At 60.5% G+C, this 19,286-nt stretch carries 17 protein-coding genes and 1 pseudogene; 13 read left to right on the forward strand and 5 right to left on the reverse strand.

The genetic code is table 11. The features are described from left to right. Positions 1–7 precede the first annotated feature (7 nt). Together J2Z75_RS17090 and argE are read left to right on the forward strand one after the other, a co-directional pair. Positions 8–376: a cupin domain-containing protein gene (locus J2Z75_RS17090; protein WP_209853970.1), complete on the forward strand. Its 369-nt coding sequence runs from the start codon at positions 8–10 to the stop codon at positions 374–376. Between the two features lie 22 nt (positions 377–398). Beyond that, complete coding sequence (gene argE, locus J2Z75_RS17095; protein WP_209853971.1) at positions 399–1,550, forward strand: acetylornithine deacetylase; 1,152 nt, start codon at positions 399–401, stop codon at positions 1,548–1,550. A 107-nt stretch (positions 1,551–1,657) separates the two neighbouring features. On the opposite strand, the gene J2Z75_RS17100 is transcribed toward argE, so the two are convergent. After that, positions 1,658–2,887, reverse strand: a complete 1,230-nt coding sequence (locus J2Z75_RS17100; RefSeq protein WP_209853972.1) for a flavin-containing monooxygenase — start codon at positions 2,885–2,887, stop codon at positions 1,658–1,660. 329 nt (positions 2,888–3,216) lie between these two features. Here J2Z75_RS17100 and J2Z75_RS17105 point away from each other — a divergent pair, with 329 nt between their 5' ends. From J2Z75_RS17105 to J2Z75_RS17140, 8 genes are all read left to right on the forward strand, one after another. Next, the gene (locus tag J2Z75_RS17105) at positions 3,217–3,639 is read left to right on the forward strand and encodes a RidA family protein (RefSeq protein ID WP_183687360.1); all 423 of its coding nucleotides are present in this window, start codon (positions 3,217–3,219) and stop codon (positions 3,637–3,639) included. A 4-nt stretch (positions 3,640–3,643) separates the two neighbouring features. Further along, a complete protein-coding gene (locus J2Z75_RS17110; protein ID WP_209853973.1) occupies positions 3,644–4,318 on the forward strand; it encodes a DUF1028 domain-containing protein in 675 nt (224 codons plus the stop codon). A gap of 153 nt (positions 4,319–4,471) precedes the next feature. Further along, positions 4,472–5,962, forward strand: coding sequence for an aldehyde dehydrogenase (locus J2Z75_RS17115; protein ID WP_209853974.1), 1,491 nt, complete (start codon positions 4,472–4,474; stop codon positions 5,960–5,962). Between the two features lie 131 nt (positions 5,963–6,093). Further along, a complete protein-coding gene (locus J2Z75_RS17120) occupies positions 6,094–7,038 on the forward strand; it encodes a LysR family transcriptional regulator (protein WP_209853975.1) in 945 nt (314 codons plus the stop codon). A gap of 219 nt (positions 7,039–7,257) precedes the next feature. Further along, entirely contained in the window at positions 7,258–8,241 is a 984-nt protein-coding gene (locus tag J2Z75_RS17125) for an ABC transporter substrate-binding protein (RefSeq protein WP_209853976.1), read from the forward strand. Positions 8,242–8,489: 248 nt separating this feature from the next. Beyond that, a complete protein-coding gene (locus tag J2Z75_RS17130; protein WP_327791266.1) occupies positions 8,490–9,290 on the forward strand; it encodes an ABC transporter permease in 801 nt (266 codons plus the stop codon). 10 nt (positions 9,291–9,300) lie between these two features. After that, positions 9,301–10,095, forward strand: a complete 795-nt coding sequence (locus J2Z75_RS17135; RefSeq protein ID WP_209853977.1) for an ABC transporter ATP-binding protein — start codon at positions 9,301–9,303, stop codon at positions 10,093–10,095. 195 nt (positions 10,096–10,290) lie between these two features. Beyond that, positions 10,291–11,922 carry a GMC family oxidoreductase gene (locus J2Z75_RS17140; RefSeq protein WP_209853978.1) on the forward strand — a complete coding sequence of 544 codons (1,632 nt, stop codon included), beginning with the start codon at positions 10,291–10,293 and terminating at the stop codon, positions 11,920–11,922. 246 nt (positions 11,923–12,168) lie between these two features. Here J2Z75_RS17140 and J2Z75_RS17145 read toward each other — a convergent pair. The 4 genes and pseudogenes from J2Z75_RS17145 to J2Z75_RS17160 form a co-directional block, all read right to left on the reverse strand. Next, a pseudogene (locus tag J2Z75_RS17145) lies at positions 12,169–12,369 on the reverse strand (helix-turn-helix domain-containing protein); the annotation flags it as partial. Positions 12,370–12,583: 214 nt separating this feature from the next. Continuing rightward, the gene (locus J2Z75_RS17150) at positions 12,584–14,341 is read right to left on the reverse strand and encodes a phospholipase D-like domain-containing protein (protein ID WP_209853979.1); all 1,758 of its coding nucleotides are present in this window, start codon (positions 14,339–14,341) and stop codon (positions 12,584–12,586) included. 33 nt (positions 14,342–14,374) lie between these two features. Beyond that, a complete protein-coding gene (locus tag J2Z75_RS17155) occupies positions 14,375–14,671 on the reverse strand; it encodes a hypothetical protein (RefSeq protein ID WP_234937398.1) in 297 nt (98 codons plus the stop codon). A 162-nt stretch (positions 14,672–14,833) separates the two neighbouring features. Next, on the reverse strand, positions 14,834–15,784 hold the full coding sequence (locus J2Z75_RS17160) for a LysR family transcriptional regulator (protein ID WP_209853980.1): 951 nt from the start codon (positions 15,782–15,784) through the stop codon (positions 14,834–14,836). A gap of 94 nt (positions 15,785–15,878) precedes the next feature. Here J2Z75_RS17160 and J2Z75_RS17165 point away from each other — a divergent pair, with 94 nt between their 5' ends. From J2Z75_RS17165 to J2Z75_RS17175, 3 genes are read left to right on the forward strand one after another with little or no spacing between them, the layout of a single operon-like run. Beyond that, positions 15,879–16,748, forward strand: coding sequence for a dioxygenase family protein (locus J2Z75_RS17165; protein ID WP_209853981.1), 870 nt, complete (start codon positions 15,879–15,881; stop codon positions 16,746–16,748). After that, a complete protein-coding gene (locus tag J2Z75_RS17170; RefSeq protein WP_209853982.1) occupies positions 16,745–17,803 on the forward strand; it encodes a maleylacetate reductase in 1,059 nt (352 codons plus the stop codon). Before J2Z75_RS17165 ends, J2Z75_RS17170 begins: the two co-directional genes overlap by 4 nt. A gap of 54 nt (positions 17,804–17,857) precedes the next feature. Then, positions 17,858–19,138, forward strand: coding sequence for an ABC transporter substrate-binding protein (locus J2Z75_RS17175; protein ID WP_209853983.1), 1,281 nt, complete (start codon positions 17,858–17,860; stop codon positions 19,136–19,138). Positions 19,139–19,286: the final 148 nt, after the last annotated feature.

Below are 19,286 nucleotides of genomic sequence, written 5' to 3' on the forward strand. Positions count from 1 at the left end.
ACATCACATGCTGCCTTTCAAACTCTCGATGGACAGGATCGAACTCGATGCCTGGGGCGCGCCGGAAGATATCGGCGCCACAACGATCGACGGTCCGATCAAGGTCGCCGGAAAATTGCTGTTTGGAACCTTGGAGACGGCCGTTTCCGGCGGCCTATACAGCGCCACCAAGGGCAAGTACCGCGTCGTCTATGCCTTTCACGAGCATGCGACGCTGCTTGACGGCGATCTCGCGGTCACCGATGAAACCACCGGCAAGACGACAGTTTACGGCCCAGGCGATTCCTGGATCATCGCCAAGGGCACGGCGGTTGTCTGGGACATCCGTTCGGACCATGTTCGCAAGAGCTATCTCGCCGCGATGGCGGATCTCTGAGACGAAAAGCAGGAGGTGTGGCATGGACCGGGTTCTGTCGATGCTCGAGAAACTGATCGCCTTTCCCACTGTCAGTCGCGACGGTAATATCGACCTCATCCGTTACGTGGCAGAGCTGCTACGGCAGGCCGGGATCGAAGCGGCGCTTTATCCCGGCGAGGGTGGTGACCGGGCCTCGCTGTTTGCCACTGTCGGTCCTCCGGGCGCCGGCGGTGTCGTGCTGTCGGGACACACCGACGTGGTGCCGGTCGAGGGCCAGGCCTGGTCGAGTGATCCGTTCAGGATGGCGGCCCGCAACGGCAATCTCTATGGCCGTGGCACGGCCGACATGAAAGGCTTCGTCGCCTGCGCGATCGAAGCGCTGATCGCAGCCAAGGACGCGAACCTTGCGCGGCCGCTGTATCTTGCACTGTCTTATGACGAGGAGATCGGCTGCGTCGGCGTGCGGCCAATGCTGGGCGAACTCGCCAAGGCCGGCATTCGGCCCGAATGGGTACTGATCGGCGAGCCCACCTTCATGCAGGTCGCTACCGGCCACAAGGGCAAGACCGGCATCCGCGCCACCTGCTGCGGCCATGCCGCGCATTCGGCGCTGGCGCCCACCGGGCTCAACGCCATCCATCTCGCCTCGGATTTTCTCACCGAAATCCGCGCCATGCAGGCGGAGATCGAGCGTACAGGACTGCGCGATCCGGATTACGACGTGCCATATACGACGCTGCATGCCGGTGTGATCAAGGGTGGTACCGCGCTCAATATCGTGCCGGACACATGCGAGATGCTGTTTGAGATCCGCAACATTGCCGGCGACAATCCCGGGACGATCATGGACCAGTTCTTCGAGCGGGCCGAGGCGATTACAGCCAAGGAGCGGCGGCGCTTTCCGGAAGCCGAGATCCGGCTCGATATCTTCAATGAATATCCCGGCCTCGGCACCGACGCGTCAGGTGCCATCTCCACGCAAGCCATCACGCTTTCCGGCCAGACGAAGCGTATCAAGGTGGCGTTCGGGACCGAGGGTGGGCTGTTTCAGGATGCGCTCTCGACGACGGCTATCGTCTGCGGCCCGGGCAGTATGGATCAGGGACATAAGCCGGATGAGTTCGTCAGCATCGACCAGCTCACCCAGTGCCAGACGATGTTATCGCGATTGACGAAACGCCTCGCTGCTTAGGTTCGTCTCCTCCCTCAACACCTCCCTGGATGGACTCAAGGACTTCAGTGCGCTGGATTCCTGGGGCAACACGGGAAAGAGGGTTGGGGAGGCTATGCTCACACCTGCTACCGAGCGCGTTCTGCAATCTGCTCGGCAACATATTTGGCATCATGCCATGCGCCCCAGATGAATGGGGATGCCCGGCGCGACAGCCATGCCAGTCCCAGGAAATAAAGGCCTGGCACTTTCGAAACGCCGTTCTGATGTGCAGGCCGACCTTTTTCGTCGAATGCATCGAGATTGAGCCAGCCGAAATCGAGCCTGTATCCGGTCGCCCAGACAATCGATGTGATTCCGGCCTTGGCGAGATCGAGTTCCAGGACGGGATCGATCGCGCATTGCGGCGCGGGCCCGATGATGCGGGCGTCGGGCTCTTCCGGAAAATCCAGCCCTTCGCGGGCGATATAGGCGTCTGCGGAGTCAAGCACGGAGAGATAGTCCGCGTCGCCCGCCGCGATATTCTTCGCCAGATCCGGTGCGAAGCGCATCATGCCGTCCAGGTATGCCTCGGCCCGGCCGACAAGTGTGATGCCCTTGGCGGCGAGGTCGCGGAAATCGACGGTGTGGCCGCCACGTGCGCCGCTGACCGCGATCGTCACATGCTCAAGTGCCGGGTCGTTGGTCTTGACGTCCCAAAGTCCCAAAGCCCCCAGCCACCAGACGAAATCATGGCCTCGATAGCTTCTCGGCGGCCTGTTATGCGGGCCGACCGAAAGATAAACCGACCGTCCTGCACGGGCCAGTTCGTCGGCGATCTGTACGCCCGAGGAGCCGGCGCCAACGACAAGCACAGCCCCTGCAGGCAATTGCGCGGGATTGCGATAGGCGGCAGAGTGGATCTGAACAATGTCGGTATTTGCTGGCAAAAGGGCAGGAACGATCGGCTTTTGAAACGGCCCGGTGGCGACGACGACGTTTTTCGCTTCGATCACGCCCTGGGATGTCTCTGCGCGAAAGCCCGAACCATCCTCGAGCTTGCTGAGAGCCTTGACCTCGACGCCGCAACGGATTGGCGCCGCGATTTTTTCTGCAAAGGCAACGAAATAGTCGACGATTTTGTTGCGCGGCGCGAAACTGTCCGGATCGATATCGGCAAAAGTCATGCTGGGAAATCTGTCGTGCCAGGCCGGGCCATTGGCAACGAGAGAGTCCCAGCGTTCGCTGCGCCAGCGTTCGGCGATGCGATTACGCTCGACGACGAGGTGAGACACGTTGTTGTTGGTGAGATGTTCGCTCGCCGCCAGCCCGGCTTGGCCTGCACCGACGACTAGCGTGTCGATGTGTTCAATCGTCATGCACCGGCTCCTTCCATCGCAATCCTGACATCCCGACTGTGGGGCAGAGCGGGCTAAGCAAATTTCTAATCGAAGCGATTGCTTCGAGAAATAATGATTTAATTCGTCGTTGCTTTGGATATCTTGATCTAGCATCGCGGATGCAGTCGGAAGGGCCGTACCGACCGCTGTGCACTCATCTGGCTAACCAAGGCGTCATAGTACTTCGGAATTTCAAATGCACAGTCCATGGAAAGCCTTCTTTCCTTCGGTGCAGAGATGTGGCTCCAATTGGAATGCTTAGCCTTCGCCGATCTCACCCGTTCGATATTCAATTGAGAGTCACTGACATGCCTGTTCACAAACGCATCCGTATGTTCAACACCAAGGACACTTATCCGGAACAGAAGCTCGACAATGATCTCTGCCAGACAGTGGTTGCCAAGGGGTCGATGGTGTTCGTGCGTGGCCAGATCGGCCAGGATCTCGACACATCAGCAAGCGTTGCGATCGGCGACGCTGCCGGCCAGACCGAACAGGCGATGGCCAATATCAAAATGCTGCTGGAGGAGGCGGGTTCGGAACTCGCCCATGTCACCAAGATCACCATTTACCTCACCGACCCGCGCTATCGCGAGGCGGTCTATCGCGTCGTCGGCAAGTGGCTGAAGGGCGTCTTCCCGGTTTCCACCGGTATCGTCGTGTCGGCGCTGGCGCGGCCGGAATGGCTGGTCGAGATCGACGCAATCGCCGTCATTCCGGACGAGGCGTAAACACATGACGTTCTCGATCTCGGCGCGCTGCGCAAAGACGGGCATGCTGGGCATCGCCATCAGTTCCTCATCGCCGGCCGTTGCCGCAAGATGTGCGCATGCCAAGGCGAGCGCCGGCGTGGTTGCGAGCCAGAATATCACCGATCCCGCTCTCGGCCAGAAGGGACTGCTGCTGCTGGGCGAGGGACTTTCGGCCACGGATACGCTGGCAAAACTGCTCGATGGCTACGAATTCACCGAATTCCGGCAACTGGCGATAGTCGATCGCGATGGCGGCACCGCATCCTACTCCGGTGACAAGGCGCTCGGCATTTTTTCGACCTTCGAGGGCAAGGATTGCGTCGCTGCCGGCAATCTGCTGGCGAACCAGGACGTGCCAGAAGCGATGGTGCGCGCGTTTGAAGCATCGACCGGCTATCTGGCAGACAGGCTTATCGTTGCGATGCAGGCAGCCGTGGCCGCTGGCGGCGAAGCAGGACCCGTGCATTCCGCCGGCATGCTGGTGGTCGACAAGGTCAGTTGGCCGGTCGCTGACTTGCGCGTTGATTGGCACGAAGAGGATCCGATCACGGCACTTGCCGATCTCTGGGAACTCTACAAACCACAGCTCAACGCTTATTTGACACGCGCGCTGGATCCAACCGCCGCGCCAAACTACGGCGTGCCGGGCGACGAATAATGTTGGCCCCTCACCCTAGCCCTCTCTCCCCGCAGGCGAGGCGAGGGAATCTACTCTGCGATCGCCTCGATACCAGGGTGTCAATCGACAGCCAGATGGGGGTGAAGGCGCGGCAGCCGGATGAGGGGCAGACAAACGATTGGAAAGATTCTTATGAACGACATCACCAAAATCGACTGGCAGACAGAAGCATCCCGCCTGACATTGCGCGGCGAGGCATTCATCGATGGCAAGCGTGTGCCGTCGTTGTCGGGCGTCGCGTTCGACTGCATCAATCCGGCCACCGGTGGATTGCTGACCAAGGTCGCGGCCTGTGATGCCGCCGACGTCGATCGTGCCGTCAAATCTGCGCGCGCCGCATTCGACGATGGCCGCTGGTCCGGCAAGTCACCCGCCGAGCGCAAGGCGGTGATGCTCAGGCTCGCCGATCTCATTCGCGCCAATCTGACGGAGTTGGCGCTGCTCGACAGTCTCGACATGGGCAAGCTTGTGAATGACGCCGCGACCGTCGATGTCCCGGGATCAGCAGCGATCTTCCAATGGTATGGCGAGGCGATCGACAAGCTCTATGACGAGATCGCCCCGACCGAGCCCGGCAATCTGGCGATGATTCGCCGCGAGCCGCTTGGCGTTGTCGGGGCCGTGATCCCGTGGAACTTCCCGCTCGACATGGCGACATGGAAATGCGCACCGGCACTCGCGGTCGGCAACTCCGTCGTCCTCAAACCTGCCGAGCAATCGCCGCTTTCGGCGCTGCGGCTTGCCGAACTTGCCATCGAGGCCGGTCTGCCGGAAGGCGTGCTGAATGTTGTTCCGGGATTTGGCGAGGTGACAGGCAAGGCACTTGGCCTGCACCCCGATGTCGATTGCATCACGTTTACCGGCTCGACCGAGGTGGGCAAGATGTTCCTGACCTATTCCGGCCAGTCGAACATGAAACAGGTCTGGCTGGAATGTGGTGGTAAAAGCCCCAACCTGATCTTTGCCGATTGCGAGAATCTGGATGCGGCGGCCGACATGGCGGCGTTCGGCATCTTCTTCAATCAGGGTGAAGTTTGTTCTGCCAATTCCCGGCTCTACGTCGAGAAGTCGATTGCCGAGGTCTTTCTTGCAAAGCTTGTGGAGCGGGTAGGGCGCTATACGCCCGGCAATCCGCTCGACCCCACGGCGACAATGGGGGCGATCGTCGATGAAAACCAGACGCGGCGGATCATGGGTTTCATCGATGAGGGCCGCAAGACTGCGCGGCTTGTGGCCGGCGGCGAACGGGTGTCGGTCGATGGCAAGGGCTGTTTCGTCCAGCCGACGATCTTTGTCGATGTCGGCCACAATGACCGGCTGATGCGCGAAGAAATCTTCGGGCCGGTGCTGGCGGTCTCGACCTTCGAGACGGAGGACGAGGCGGTGGCGCTGGCTAACGATACAATCTACGGTCTTGCGGCTTCTGTCTGGACCGCGAATCTTTCCCGTGCCCATCGCCTGTCTGCGAAGTTGAAGGCCGGCACAGTGTCGGTGAACACGGTCGATGCGCTCTCACCGATGACGCCGTTCGGCGGCTTCAAGCAATCGGGCATCGGCCGGGATCTGTCGCTGCATGCATTCGACAAGTTCTCCGGGCTGAAGACGGTGTGGATTCGGTATTAGTGAGTGGGTAGTCAGTAGTGTGGATCACGGTTTGGCGGCGAGGCAGCGCACGCTTATGCGCCGGCTGCTGTTGACTACATCCTAGCGACTGATCACTACTGCCTCACGATCAACAACCGCCCACGGCCCGCATGCGCTTTTCACTCAGACAGCTTGAGTACTTCATCGCAGCCGGCGAGGCCGGGAGCATTACCCAAGCGTCCGAGCGCATCAATATCTCGCAGCCATCGATTTCCACGGCGATCTCTCAGCTCGAACAGGAGCTTGATGTCCAGTTGTTTGTCCGGCATCACGCGCAGGGACTGTCGCTGACGCCGGCCGGCCGGACCATGCTGATCGAGGCGAAGCGACTGATCGACCAGGCGGAGTCGCTCTACGCCGTGGCCTCGGAGGCCAGCGACGAGGTGCGCGGGCAGCTCAACGTCGGATGCCTGACTACACTTGCGCCGATGATCCTGCCGGAGCTGGCGATTTCCTTCAGGACCGGCTTCCCGAATGCCAACATCAGGCCGCATGCCGATCATCAGGAGACACTGTTGTCAGGCTTGCACAAGGCGATGATAGACGTGGCGATCACCTACGACCTGCAGATCCCGACCGATGTTGAGTTCACGCCGCTGGTCGATCTGCCGGTTCATGCGGTGGTCGGCGATAACCATCCGTTGGCCCGCCATTCCGCCGTGACGCTGGAGGAACTGGCGAACCTGCCGTTGATACTGCTTGACCTGCCGCTGAGCGCCGAATATTTCCTGGCGATATTCATGAAGGAAGGGCTGCAGCCGAACATTGCCTTCCGCATTTCCCATCCCGATGTGATCCGCACGATGGTCGCCAATGGCTATGGCTACACGCTTGCCAATGTGACGCCGCGATCGGATCTGGCGCTCGACGGCCGCAAGGTGGTGCGCGTTCGGCTTTCGGGCGAGCACCGGCCGATGACGATCGGGCTCGCAACGCTCAAGCAAATCCGCAAGTCACGTTTGTTGACCGCCTTTGTTGGTCATGCACGGTCGTTTATTTCCGATGCTTATATTCCGGGCATGGTGCCGCCGGCGATGGGGCAGAAGAAGCGCTGAATGGCGAATATTTGGGCGCCGTGCCAAAGTCTGCACGTGCTTAGGTTTTTCCTAATCAGCAATACCAAAAATCATTGTTTTTGCGACGAAGGAACCGTGCTTTGTTTTAGGCACCGGAACAAAGTTTGAGCTTCGCCCAATGTAGACTGGGAAGAAAATCGGGCGGATCATAGCTTTGGCGCGGCAGAAGCCAGCGACATATAATCAAAAGGGAACGCTATGACCAAATTGTCCTCACGCCTGCGCACCGTGGCCCTGGCGGCCGGTGTCGCGCTTGCAGCAATGTCCACTGCCCATGCCGGCAGCATGAAACTCGGCATGACCACCTGGGTCGGCTACGGCCCGCTGTTTCTCGCCCGTGACATGGGCTACTTCAAGGAAAACGGCCTCGACGTCGATCTCGAGATCATCGAAGATTCTTCGCTCTACATGGCAGCCGTGGCTGCCGGCGAACTTGATGGCAGCGCCTCGACCATCGATGAAATCATGAAGTACCGCTCCAAGGACCTGTGCTTCAAGTCTGTCTATGCGCTGGACGACAGCCATGGTGGCGACGGGGTGCTGGTCACGTCAGACATCAAGTCCTTTGCCGATATCAAGGGCAAGGAAGTCGCCATGAACGAGGGTTCGACCTCGCAGTTCTGGTTCGAAATCCTGCTCAAGAAGAACGGCATGACCAACAAGGACGTCAAGATAACCAACATGTCGGCTGACGATGCCGCCGCTGCCTTCATGGCAGATCGCATCCCCGTCGCCGTCACCTGGGAGCCGCATCTGACGCTTGCGAAGCAGGCCAACAAGGGAAAGGTCTTGATCGATTCGTCGGCTTCACCGGGCGTGATCGTCGATGTGGTCGAGCTGAGCTGCGACTACATCCAGAAGAACCCGAAGGACGTGGAAGCGCTGGTCAAGGGGCTTTACAAGGCCAATGAGTTGATCAAGTCGGACCAGGCCAAGGCCTATGAAGTCATGGCCAAAGGCGTTGGCGGTTGGCTGAAGGATCCGAAGGATTTCGCTTCGTCCGCGGCAGGCGTCAATTTCTATGGTGAAGCACGCAACAAGGAATTCTTCAAGGACGGCAAGGATGGCGAAGCCGGCAAGCTCGTCACCCTCGGCGGTGAAGTGTGGAGCAGCATGCAGAAGCTGAAGATGGATGTGAAATACGACGATATCGTCGATACCACCTTCCTCGGTGCCAAATAAGGGGTCCAGAGTCGGATGATTTTAGGTCGAATCAACCTAAAATCTGAATCGGCTCTAGACTTAAGAAATTAGAGCATGATGCCGAAAACCGCACACACTTTTCGGCATCATGCTCCAGTGAGGCGGCGCATGCCGCCGCCTCCACCGCCCCTGAGCCGGATTGGGCTCATCATTCTTGATTTCGGCGAAAATCTGGCATCGCAATTGCTTCAGTCGGAGCGAAAGCCTTTCCCGCGTGGAGCATTCAGGTGAACGATCGAACTTTCTTCAAATCCCTGACGACACCCTATCAAGCCATTCCGCACGGCGTCGTCGTCTTCCTCGGTATTGCTGTCTGGGTGGCGGTACTCGCGGTCTGGTTCGCGCTGACATTCGGCGGTTTCGTCAAGCCGATGTTCCTGCCAAAGCCGAACGAGGTTCTGAACACGGCGCTGGCGCTGGCCGCCGACGGCACACTGTGGGAACACACCTATGCCAGTGTCCAGGTGGTCATCATCGGCTTTGTGCTGTCCTCGATCGTCGCGGTGCCGCTCGGCCTGACCATGGGCACCTATCGCGTCGTGCAGGCTTTTCTCGATCCGCTCGTCAACTTCATCCGTTATCTGCCGGTCACCTCCTTCGTGCCGCTGTTCATCCTGTGGATCGGCATCGGTATCGAACAGCGCGTCTCGGTGATCATTTTCGGCATCTTCTTCCAGCAGGTGGTGATGATTGCCGATGCCGCACGCTCGGTTCCACGCGATCTGGTCAATGCAGCCTATACGCTGGGTACGCGCCGCCGTGACACTGTCTGGCACATCGTCTTTCCGGCGACCCTGCCGAACATCTTCGATGTATTGCGCGTGACGATGGGCTGGGCATGGACCTATCTCGTGGTTGCCGAACTGGTCGCCGCGCGCTCGGGGCTCGGCTATATCTCGCTCAAGGCCATGCGCGGCTTCCAGGTCGACGTCATCTTCATGGCCATTGCCATGATCGGTATTCTCGGTCTGTTGACCGACCAGATCTTCCGCGTGCTGCGTCGCGTCGCGGCCCCGTGGGCAAACTAAGGCCATGCTGATGCTGAACAATCCAAATACCGCGACACGCAGCTCCGACATATCCGTCGAAAAGGTGGCGCTGCGCTACGGCACCGGCGAAGGCGCGGTTCTGGCGCTCGACGGACTGTCGCTGAATGTCAAGAAAGAGGAATTCTGCGTTATCGTCGGGCCTTCGGGCTGCGGCAAGTCGAGCCTGCTCTATCTGATTGCTGGGCTGGAGGGGCGCACTGGCGGCATGATCAAGGTCGGCGGCCGGCCGGTCAGCGATGCGGGGGCCGATCGCGGCATGGTCTTCCAGGCCTATACGCTGTTTCCCTGGCTGACGGTCCGACAAAACGTCGAATACGGCCCGCGCCGAAAGGGCATGCCGGCTGCCGAACGCAACCGGATCGTCGATCATTATCTCACCGAGATCGGGCTCGCGGCCTTTGGCAGTCATTACCCCTCGCAACTGTCCGGTGGCATGAAGCAACGCGTGGCGATTGCGCGTGCGCTCGCCAACGATCCCGAGGTGCTGCTGATGGACGAGCCGTTCGGAGCGCTCGACAGCCAGACCCGGCATGCGATGCAACAGTTGCTCCTGAGCGTGTGGGAGCATTCGAAGAAGACCGTGCTGTTCGTGACCCACGATATCGACGAGGCCATCCTGCTGGCGGACCGCGTCTTCGTCATGTCCGGCCGTCCCGGCCAGATTCTTGCCGATCTCACCGTTCCTTTCGAACGCCCGCGCGACATGGATCTGGTGATGGAGCCTGACTTCATCGCCATGAAGCGCGAGATCCTTGGTCTGTTGAAAAACAACGGTGGGCATTGAGCACCATGCCTGGCGAAGATCAGGAACGTATTCCCGAAGTCGGCAAACCGGCCGACTCCGTTGGGCTTTCCGACAGTCTGCTAAGCATCGACTTGACGGCATCGCCGACCTCAAGGTGACCAAAACGTTCGTCGATGGGCGCAAGGTCCGGGACGCTGCGGCCGCATAAATTTGGCCTGGTAAGGAAGTGTACCGATGGAAGAATTGAGCTTCGACTATATCGTCATCGGTGCGGGCTCGGCGGGGTGCGTGCTGGCCAACCGGTTGAGTGTCGATCCTTCCAAGTCCGTTTGCCTGATCGAGGGCGGCGGCAGCGATGCCAGCCTGCGGGTCAGCGTGCCGGCCGGTATCCTGTCGCTCTATGGAAATCCGCGCTATGATTATGCCTATGTCGGCGTGCCGCAACCCGAACTGAACGGCCGCTGCCTGCCGGTCAATCGTGGCAAGGCACTGGGTGGATCGAGCGCCATCAATTCGATGATCTATATCAGAGGCGCCCGCGAAGATTATGACGAATGGGCCTCGCTCGGCTGCGCCGGCTGGTCCTATGACGATATTCTGCCAGTGTTCAAAGGCCTCGAGCACAACTTGCTGAAGCAGGATCCCGCTTATCATGGCTTTTCTGGCGAATTGCTGGTGGATGAGCCGCGCGATCCGAATGAAGTGTCGAAAGTGTTTGTCGAGGCCGGGAGGCATGTCGGCCTGCCGGAGAACAAGGATTTCAACGGCAAGAGCCAGTTCGGCGTCGGCATCTACAATGTCACGCAGGATCGCGGCCGTCGTTTTTCGGCGCATACCGCCTTCGTCAAGCCGGTTGCCGATCGCAAGAACCTGACCACGCTCGCCGATACCGAAGTGCTGTCGCTGGTTCTCGACGGAAGGAAGGTCACGGGCGTGCGCGTATTGCAGAACAGTCAGGAGCGCACAATCGGCTGCCGCGGCGAGGTTGTCCTGTCGGCTGGCGCGATCGGCTCGCCCAAGCTGCTGCTCATATCCGGCATCGGCCCCTCAAATGAACTCGCCGCCGCTGGCATCACGCCGCTGGTGGATCTGCCCGGTGTCGGCAAGAACCTGCGCGACCATGTCGACGGGATGATCACGGTGCGCTCGAAGAGCAGCCGGACGCTCGGTCTGTCAATCCAGAACCTGCCGGCGATGCTTGCCGCGCCATTTCAGTATTTCGGCGCTCGCCGTGGTATGCTGACGACCAACTATGTCGAGGCGGGCGGCTTTGCCAAGACGAAATTTGCGGGCGACGGGCCGGCGGATATCCAGTTCCACTTCGTGCCGGGCTATCGAAGCCATCGCGGCCGGTTGGTGGAGTATGGGCATGGCTATGCGATCCACACCTGCGTGCTGCGGCCAAAAAGTATCGGCGAAATCCGGCTGTCTACAGGCAAAGGCCGTGCGAGCAAGGTGCTGGAGATCGACCATCATTTTTTCACCGACGAGCAAGATGCGCTGACGCTGGTCGAAGGCATCAAGATTTCTCGTTCGATTTTTGCCGACAAGGCGTTCGACGCTCTGCGTGGCCCCGAAATTCTGCCAGGCCCGGACGTGCGTAGCGACGACGAGATCCTTGCCTATCTACGTGCGGAGGCGCTGACGGTTTATCATCCCATCGGCACCTGCAAGATGGGCACCGATACCATGGCGGTGGCCGATCCGCAGACGTTGCTGGTGCGAGGCATGGACAATCTGCGTGTCGCGGATGCGTCCGTCATGCCGACGCTGATCGGCGGCAACACCAATGCTCCGTCGATGATGATCGGTCAAATGGCCGCCAGCATGATGCTGACGAAGCCGGCCACAAACAAGGCGGCCTAGAAAAATCTCAACAATTTGCGGTCGTTGCGATCCACGGCAGCTTTGCGGATGCTGTCTCAACGCCCCAAATTCCTCTTTCGATAGTCAAAATCCGGTTAAGCACGGGAAATGCGACGGGCCCTGTTTGCAATTTGATCCGGTTTTCTCCACCACGGGTCGCTATTTGTGGCAAAGACGCAAAGGCATTTGTCGTGATCATTCCGGACAAGCGCGAAAACTGAGTCTTTTCTACGTGGCGCTCCTGCCGACATCGTCGGCCAACCGCCGCACCAGCAACTCGCGGATCTTGCGAGCGCCCCAGTGCGGCTTCTCCTTCCTGCATCGAACGATCATCGCTTCGACCGGCTCGGGCAACTGGTTGGCATAGCGCGCCGGACGCCGGGACCGATCCGTCAGCGCCTCCAGTCCCTCGTCCTTATAACGGTTGAAGATCTTGTTGCCCGTCTTGATCGCGTGCCATCCGTTCGTGCTTTTCGTCGAGTCCCGCCTTCACGACATGGCATTGCGTGACGAGCCAATCCTCATACTTCTTGACGTCATCACTACGGACATCGGAAGATCTCGGCTGTAAAGGAACGTGAGGCTGAAATACCACGGGCTTGCGGCAATTGCGGACCGACGAGATGGCACGCTACGCTGCTATAAGGCCGCCGCACCGGCATCAGTCGGCGCGAGCAAAAAGCTGACGGTCGCGCACGCGTATCGGATCTGTCCAGTCACGCTCGAACCACGCCGCTTGGCCCGCCTGCGGCGGCAATTGCAGCTCGAGCGGATGCCCGGTTTCTTCACCGTCTTCGGATGCCACGCGGAATCGATAGTGGTCGTACATCCGGAGTGCTTCGATCATGTAGCTGGTCGCCACCGTGCGATCGCGGACGAGCACCAGATTCTCGCCGTTCTTGAGATCGGCGGGCTCCGAGAAATTATAGGAGCCGAGGTAGACCCGGGCCGTCGGCTTGTCGAAGTCGAGGACGAGGAACTTGTGGTGCATCCTCGTTCCGCGCTGATTTCCATGGAGACCGGCAAGCCCGGATGGTTCCGTCAGGAACGGCGGCGGAACGTTGCCCGTCAGGGCTGCTGACCGCACGACACGGCGGCGATTGTCGGGACTGAACACGGTCAGTCCGAGGTTATCGGCTGCAACCCGCCCGTCTGCGATGCCCATGACATGCACATCGGGTTTCCGTATCGCCCGCCCCAAGGCAGGGCCAATCGGTCCCCTGGTGGTCTGGCCGAGGAAGGCGAGCGAGAAGAACACGCTCGAGCCGGCGGCGTCGATATCGGCGCCGATCTCATTCAGCAGGCCATTGGCTTCGCTGTGTGGCGAGAACGCAACCTTGGCGTCGACGCCGTCCAGCCCCAAGTCGTGCCAGCCGGCGGAACTGGCCGAGGCGATAAAATCCGCCGCGCCTTCCGCCGCGAAGTAATTCTCGAAGGCGGCAAAATAGTCTCCGACCGCGCTTGCGCTGTGAACAACGAGGCTATTGTTCGACTGAACATAAAAGCCCCGCCAACTGTGGTTCGTCGAACCGTAGACGACCGTATCGATGCCGCCCCCGCGGACAGCGATCGATTTGTGATGCTGCAGGTTTGCCATGTTCTGGCGCTTCACGTTTTCCGCGCCGGCTGAGGCGATCAGGCGTGCGGCGGCATGGGTCTCGGGGGAGTCCGGTCGTCCGTGACCCTTGGTTCGCGCGCTGTCATCGATAATGACCTTGAGATTTGGCCCAAGCGCTTCCAGTCGTTCGACCACCTCCGGCAGATTGAGGTCATAAGCAACGACGCGGACCTCCGCGCCTTCGTCGCGTGCGCGTTCGAGCAGCGAAAGCGTTTCCGCGCGCGCTTCGAACCCCATCCAGGCGAGCGCTCGGGCGGCATCGGCATGGGTAGGCACGAAGTCCAAGCCCTCATCCCCGTTGGGCGGCACAAGCGTGATCAATTCACCGCCGGCAGCGAAGTTGCGCACGAAGGCTTGCGATGAGACAAAGCCCCGGGTGAAGGCGACATTCAGCTTGCCGGGAATGGTTTCGCGCATCAGCGCGAGTTCCGCTTCCTGCGCCTCGCCGCGGGTGAGCGCGCCGTCGGCACCCATGAACATCGGTATCACTCGGTAGATGAAGGCGCCTGGCAGATCTGCGTTGAAGGGAAAATGCACCCAGCGGAATTTTTGGATCGGCGCGTCAGTGGTGCGAATGCCGTCCCCGGGGACGTCCTGGCCAGGAAAGCCGATGCGATTACGCACGTTCTTGAAGAAATCCGTTCCAGGCTCTCGATACTGGATCGCAAAGCCAACGAAGTTTGCCGGGGGCCGGCCATCCTTCCAGTCCATTCCCAGAAGCAGCATGCCGTCGCCGCGATGGATGGTGAGAGAAAATTGTGCCGCCGCGTTCTTGCCAGTGACCCGATAGTTCGTATCCATTCGCGCCTCCCCGAGTTGACCGGCGGAAACCTATCAAGGTTGTGCGACAGTATGGAGATGCCCGATAAAGTTTAATTCCAAAAATAACACGGGCGCGAGCAAATGGATCTGGGCAAGGTGGTTCACAATGCAAGTGCGAGCTGTGGTGCATCTGCATGTTCGACCGTGTCGAGACGAAAGCGTCACGCCAAGCAACCGAATACCCTTTGAAACAGGAAAGATCGGCGGCAACGGCAGTTCGACGATCTCGGCAAGTTCCGCAGCGCCCGCCACCGGCGCGGTGACCGTCTTTCTTCGGGTGAAGTCGGCCCATTTCACGTTGAGCGACATAGTCCTCACCGCCTTCGACGGGGTTCCCGAAATGCCGCTGACGAAAGGCGCTCGATAGCAGTGTCGATGGTTCAAACCCGCCGGCAGGAAAGCGTATGCGAGACGCCCGGGCTAGGGCGAAAAGTGGCAACCAAATGTCTGCAGCAAAATTTAGCCTTCTGTTCAGGAACCCCAGACCACCGACTGTTCATGCCGCTTGATCAAGTGCTTGAGGTTGTCGAAACTCGTGCGGACATGGCGCGCAAAATGATCGACGGCCGGTGCGCGAGGAGCGTCAGAGCGCTTGAGGAGGCCGAGGGCACGTTCCGGATGCGGAATGGAGACGGGCAGGGCCGTGATCGACTTTTCGTTGCGCAGCGCAAAGACGACGCTATGTGGCATGATCGTCAGCGCGTCGGCGGCCTTCATATAGTTGATGACGCTCATCAGCGATCCGCCGGAATAGCGGACCTTGATCTCGGTTGCGCCGAACGAGAGCAGCATGCTGCGCAGGTCGGCCAAGAGCGGGCTGCCCGGCGGCGGGGCGATCCAGGGGAAGTCCAGCAGCTGCGCCGGCTGCGGCTTGCGCTTCAACAGCAGCGGATGGGTGACGCGACAGGCGACGACATTTCGGCCGGGCAGTATCTGCTGGAATTCGAGGCCAGATCCCTCGTCGAGAATATCGATCGGGCAGATGGCGAGATCGATCTGGTCGGCATTGAGCGCGGCGCGCAGGTCCGGGAAATAGCCATAGGTCTGGTCGATGCGCACGTCGGGGTGCAGGTTCTGGAACTCGGCGATCATACCGGCGATCAGCGCATCCATGAAGAAGGGCGTGCCGCCGACGCGCACCACCCCGCTCTTGCCGACACGAAAACTCTCGACGACATCGGAGGCCTTTCTCGATGCCGACAGCATCGTCTGGCCATGATCGGCCAGCGCACGTCCGAGCGGCGTGGCTTGCAGCGGTCGGCGGCCCTTGATGAACAGTGGTTCGCCAATGCGGGCTTCGAGCATTGACAACGTGCGGGACACGGCCGGTTGCGACAGGCCGAGCAGGGCTGCTCCCTCGGTGACGCCGCCGGTTTTCACCACCGCAGCAAGCTGGACCAGATGGCGTTCATCGATTTTCATAGCGATATGTTATATTAAGTTGGAATAAAATCATCAACGGTCCTTTTCGGATCGGCTAGTTTGTCTCCACCAGTCAATGCCTTGGAGGAGACGCATGACGCCGGGTCCCATCGCGCTGAATTTCAGCGAGGCCAACTCGTCCGAAATTTTTGCGCAGCGATTGCCGCAATCTGATGATGCGCTGCCGCAGGTTCTGACGGCGGTTGTGACGCATCTGCATGCGGCCATTCGCGAACTTCGGCCGACACAGGCGGATTGGCGCAAGGTCATCGAATTCCTGACCGATGTCGGCCATGCCAGCGATGAGCGCCGTCAGGAATGGGTGCTGCTGTCCGATCTGCTTGGGGCTTCGGCGCTGGTGGAGGAGATCAATTCCCGCCGCCCGAAGACTGCAACACCGAATACCGTGCGCGGGCCGTTCTTCCGCGCTGATGTTCCGCAGCTGGCGCTCGGCAGCGATATCTCGCGCGATGGTGTCGGCGAGAGGCTGCAGGTTTCCGGACGGGTAGAGGATCTCGACGGCGAACCCATCGCCAATGCCGAGATCATAACCTGGCAGGCCAATGCGCAAGGGTTTTACGAAAACCAGCAGCCCGATCTGCAGCCCGAATTCAATCTGCGCGGACTTTTCCGGAGCGATGTCGATGGTCGCTTCCGGTATCGGACAATCAAGCCCTCCGGTTACCGCGTTCCCGACGACGGGCCGGTCGGTCGGCTTCTCGGGCGCGCCGGCTATCCGCTGCGCCGTCCCGCGCATCTTCACTTCATGATCAAGGCACAGGGCTTTGAGACCATCACCACGCATATCTATGATGGCAGCGATCCGCATCTGGCCGAGGATGCGATCTTCGGCGTCAAGCAGGAGCTGGTCCGCGCGTTCGAACGGCACGACAAGGGCGGGCCGTGCTGGCGGCTGGACTTCACCTTCGTCATGGTCCGGTCCAAAAAAGGAGCGGAGGAATGAGCCGTAATTTTCTCTATAGCGGCAGTCCAGCGCATATTGTCTTCGGCGAGGGTCGTATCGCGGCAGTTGGCGAATGGGTCGAAAAGCTCAACTGCGGCAAGGCGCTGGTGCTTTCGACACCCCATCAGAAAGCCGATGCGGAAGCGCTTGCCGCGCGGTTGGGGCCGCTTTGCGTCGGCCTCTTTGCCGGTGCCGTCATGCACACGCCGGTCGATGTGACCGAAGCGGCGATGGCAGTGGTGAAGCAGACGGGGGCCGATTGCGTCGTTTCGCTCGGCGGTGGATCGACGACGGGCCTTGGCAAGGCGATCGCCTATCGCACAGACTTGCCGCAGATCGTCATCCCCACAACCTATGCCGGTTCCGAAGCGACGCCGATCCTCGGCCAGACGGAGGGCGGACGAAAGATGACGGTGCGCGATGCGAAGATCCTGCCGGAAGTGGTGATCTACGACGCGTCGCTGACCACAGGCCTGCCGGTTGCAATGAGTGTCACGTCCGGGCTGAATGCGATGGCGCATGCGGTCGAGGCTCTTTATGCACAGGACCGCAATCCGATCTCGTCGCTGATGGCGGCCGAAGGGCTGCGCGCGTTCAAGGCCAGCCTGCCGAAGATCGTGGGGTCGCCGACGGATATCCCGTTGCGCGCCGATGCGCTCTATGGCGCCTGGCTTTGCGGCACCGTGCTTGGTGCGGTCGGCATGGCCCTGCATCATAAGATCTGCCACACGCTGGGCGGAACCTTTGATACCCCGCATGCCGAGACGCATGCGATCATGCTGCCGCACACGGCCGCCTACAATGCCGTTTCCGTGCCGGACCTGCTGGCGCCCGTCGCCGACATTTTTGGCGGCTCCGTCGGCGGCGGGCTCTGGGATTTCGCCAAGGGGATCGGGGCGCCGCTGGCCTTGAAGGATCTGGGCCTCAGCGAGGCCGATCTCGACCGCGCCGCTGAGATCGCCACCGAAAACCCCTACTGGAATCCGCGACCGATCGACCGGCCGTCCATTCGCGCCCTGCTGCAGGATGCCTTCGAGGGCAGGCGGCCGGCATAGACTGAACGCAGACACGTCAATCTCTGGGAGGAGAGGACAATGGGAGGAGAAAACATGTTTACGAGACGCGATTTTCTAAAGACGACGGCTGCCACCGGCGCGCTCGCCGCGACATCCGGTCTTGCGGCGCCTGCGATCGCTCAAGATGTGGCGATCAAGCTCGGTTATGTCAGCCCGCAGACCGGCCCGCTTGCGGGGTTTGGAGAGGCCGACAAGTTCGTCATCGACAATTTCCTGGCCGCCACGAAGTCGATGGGCCTCAAATACGAGGTTGTTGTCAAGGACAGCCAGTCCAATCCGAACCGGGCGGCGGAAGTGGCCAAGGAACTGATCGTCGATGACGAGGTCAACCTGATCCTGGTCTCCTCGACGCCGGAGACCACCAATCCGGTGGCGACGACCTGCGAGGCGGAGGAAATGCCCTGCATTTCGACGGTCGCACCCTGGCAGCCCTGGTTCATCGGCCAGCAGGGCAATCCCGGCGATCCGGCATCCTGGAAGCCGTTCAACTACGCCTATCATTTCTTCTGGGGCCTCGAGGACGTCATCGCCGTCTTCACCAACATGTGGGCGCAGATCGAGACCAACAAGAAGGTCGGCGGCCTGTTTCCCAACGATGGCGACGGCAATGCCTGGGGCGACAAGGTCGTCGGCTTCCCGCCGGTGTTGGAGAAAATGGGTTATGCGCTCACTGATCCCGGCCGCTACCAGAACATGACCGATGATTTTTCCGCGCAGATCAATGCGTTCAAATCCGGTCAGTGCGAGATCATCACCGGCGTCGTCATCCCGCCGGATTTCACCACCTTCTGGAACCAGGCCAAGCAGCAGGGTTTCGCGCCGAAGGTCGCCTCGATCGGCAAGGCGCTGCTTTTCCCGCAGACGGTGGAAGCACTGGGCAATGCCGGCCACAACCTGTCGTCCGAAGTCTGGTGGACGCCGAGCCATCCGTTCAGATCGTCGCTGACCGGGCAGACATCGGCTGAGGTCGCCGATGCCTTCACCAAGGCGACCAGCCGGCCGTGGACGCAACCGATCGGCTTTGCCCATGCGCTGTTCGAACTGGCGGTGGACGTGATGAAGCGCGCCGGAGATCCGACGGATGGCGACATCGTCGCGCAGGCAGTTGCCGCCACCAGGCTCGATACACTGGTCGGCCCGATTGCCTGGGACGGCAAGGGCCTGCCACCATTTGCTGCCAAGAACATTGCCAAGACCCCGCTTGTCGGTGGCCAGTGGCGGCTGAAGGACGGCGGCGGCTATGATCTCGTCATCACCGACAACAAGACGGCGCCGAACATTCCGGTCGGCGGCAAGATGGAAGCGATCGGGTAGGGGGCGGAACCCCTCATCCGGCCTCTCTTCCAAACAACAGGGGCGGCCACCTTCTCCCCGTGAACGGGGAGAAGGAATATGTGGCACCCGCCATCGCCCCTTTCCCCCTTGTGGGGAGGGGCTGGGGCAATGCGGAACATTCGTTGGA

Origin of the sequence: Rhizobium herbae, assembly GCF_017873135.1 — a bacterium.
Lineage (GTDB): Bacteria > Pseudomonadota > Alphaproteobacteria > Rhizobiales > Rhizobiaceae > Pararhizobium > Pararhizobium herbae.

Coding starts and splice junctions, on each gene's coding strand:
- J2Z75_RS17165 (WP_209853981.1), top strand. CDS start 15,879: ATGACGCCGGGTCCCATCGCGCTGAATTTCAGCGAGGCCAACTCGTCC.
- J2Z75_RS17110 (WP_209853973.1), top strand. CDS start 3,644: ATGACGTTCTCGATCTCGGCGCGCTGCGCAAAGACGGGCATGCTGGGC.
- J2Z75_RS17125 (WP_209853976.1), top strand. CDS start 7,258: ATGACCAAATTGTCCTCACGCCTGCGCACCGTGGCCCTGGCGGCCGGT.
- J2Z75_RS17140 (WP_209853978.1), top strand. CDS start 10,291: ATGGAAGAATTGAGCTTCGACTATATCGTCATCGGTGCGGGCTCGGCG.
- J2Z75_RS17100 (WP_209853972.1), bottom strand. CDS start 2,887: ATGACGATTGAACACATCGACACGCTAGTCGTCGGTGCAGGCCAAGCC.
- argE (WP_209853971.1), top strand. CDS start 399: ATGGACCGGGTTCTGTCGATGCTCGAGAAACTGATCGCCTTTCCCACT.
- J2Z75_RS17160 (WP_209853980.1), bottom strand. CDS start 15,784: ATGAAAATCGATGAACGCCATCTGGTCCAGCTTGCTGCGGTGGTGAAA.
- J2Z75_RS17150 (WP_209853979.1), bottom strand. CDS start 14,341: ATGGATACGAACTATCGGGTCACTGGCAAGAACGCGGCGGCACAATTT.
- J2Z75_RS17135 (WP_209853977.1), top strand. CDS start 9,301: ATGCTGAACAATCCAAATACCGCGACACGCAGCTCCGACATATCCGTC.
- J2Z75_RS17155 (WP_234937398.1), bottom strand. CDS start 14,671: ATGTCGCTCAACGTGAAATGGGCCGACTTCACCCGAAGAAAGACGGTC.
- J2Z75_RS17105 (WP_183687360.1), top strand. CDS start 3,217: ATGCCTGTTCACAAACGCATCCGTATGTTCAACACCAAGGACACTTAT.
- J2Z75_RS17120 (WP_209853975.1), top strand. CDS start 6,094: ATGCGCTTTTCACTCAGACAGCTTGAGTACTTCATCGCAGCCGGCGAG.
- J2Z75_RS17090 (WP_209853970.1), top strand. CDS start 8: ATGCTGCCTTTCAAACTCTCGATGGACAGGATCGAACTCGATGCCTGG.
- J2Z75_RS17175 (WP_209853983.1), top strand. CDS start 17,858: ATGTTTACGAGACGCGATTTTCTAAAGACGACGGCTGCCACCGGCGCG.
- J2Z75_RS17115 (WP_209853974.1), top strand. CDS start 4,472: ATGAACGACATCACCAAAATCGACTGGCAGACAGAAGCATCCCGCCTG.
- J2Z75_RS17170 (WP_209853982.1), top strand. CDS start 16,745: ATGAGCCGTAATTTTCTCTATAGCGGCAGTCCAGCGCATATTGTCTTC.